The organism is Paenibacillus mendelii (assembly GCF_024498075.1).
Taxonomy (GTDB): domain Bacteria; phylum Bacillota; class Bacilli; order Paenibacillales; family Paenibacillaceae; genus Paenibacillus_Z; species Paenibacillus_Z mendelii.
The window spans coordinates 1-1,386 of sequence record NZ_JANHOF010000058.1 but is presented as its reverse complement, the minus strand read 5'-3'; the positions used below and the strand labels follow the sequence as shown (position 1 = coordinate 1,386).

The 1,386-nt window shown below is 42.3% G+C and carries 1 protein-coding gene; it reads right to left on the bottom strand.

Features of this window, described 5'->3' with window-relative positions; translation table 11 throughout:
- Positions 1–70: 70 nt before the first annotated feature.
- Positions 71–1,386 (bottom strand): IS1182 family transposase (locus NNL21_RS35995; protein ID WP_204822897.1); only part of this gene is annotated, 1,316 nt, incomplete at its 5' end.

Sequence of the window (1,386 nt, the reverse complement as noted above, 5' to 3'; positions counted from 1 at the left end):
CCTAGCCTCACTTCAGTCTTTGCGTATTTTCTCTTAAATTACAGCAGCTTTAGGTGGCTCTCCACCCCCTTTATACTGCTTTTACCATACGTTTTATGTTTAAAGCCAACGCAGAAAAAAGGCAATGCTCGGTGGCGTTCCGAATGCCCTTCTTGTATGTTTGCGCAAGGTTGTGACATCTTTTCATTGTTCCAAAACTACCCTCACACCACACTCGCCTTGCTTTTTGGATACGACTGTATTCCCTTGTCTTTGAACGGGCTACATTTCGTTCCCTTGCTTCTTGAAATAATGGGCGTTGAATCGTCTTTCGATTACCTGTCTTACCGAAGCAGTTAGAACGTAACGGACATTGTTTACAATCCTTGCTTTGTGAAGTATAAACCTTACCGAAAGATTGTTTTTCTGTATGCCGGCTAATATGCGAAAACGAAAGAGCTTTTCCTTCTGGGCACGTATATGTATTATTCTTTTCGTTGTAAACAAATCCGAGTTTTTGTAAATGCTTTTCGTCAGCATCTACAGGCGTTATGTACCCCTCAATCTCAAGTTTTTCAAGCGTATGATGTACAGGAGAGCGATCGTAACCTTTATCTGCTCCAACCTTTTGGATTTGTAAATTGAACTTGTCTTTTTGCGCTCGTAAACGAGCTGTAAATGGTTCGTGGTCATTGATGTTTGCTGGAGTAACATGGATGTCTGTAATGATTCCATGTTTCGCGTCAATAGTGGTGTGAGCCAGGTAGTGAAACCCTTTAGGTTTATTGGATCTGTTTAATAGTCCTGCTTCACGGTCGGTTTTACTCTTCGTTACCTCTTTCTCTGCACATTCCTCTTTTGGTTTTCTCCCGCGTTTTTTCTTGTTCGGGTCATGATCGATTTCGGATACAATTCGGCGGGCTTCTTGCTCTAGCTCTTTAAAATATTCGGAAGGCTTTTTCTCAACAACCATTTTCTCCGTTTTGTTAATCGAAGCGTTGGCCTTGATGTGCGTGGAGTCGACAACGACAACTTCTCCCGACACGATCCCTTTCGTGATACACTCCGAAACGATATGGTCGAAGATCTCTTGAAATACCTGACTATCTTTAAACCTTCTGCGACGATTCTGACTTAACGTCGAATGGTCGGGAACCGTCTCCGTCAGGTCTAAGCCGAGAAACCAACGGTAAGCTAGATTTACAGTGATATCTTGTTCTAATTTTCTTTCCGAAGGTATTCCAAACAAGTATCCAATGAGCAGCATCTTCATGAGGAGAACGGGATCAATAGATCTGCGTCCAAAAGGGGAGTAGAGGTGTTGCACTTTTTCATAAATAAATGTGAAATCCACTTTTTTTCGAATATCTCGCAACAGGTGGTCTTGAGGTACGAGATCATCTAAGC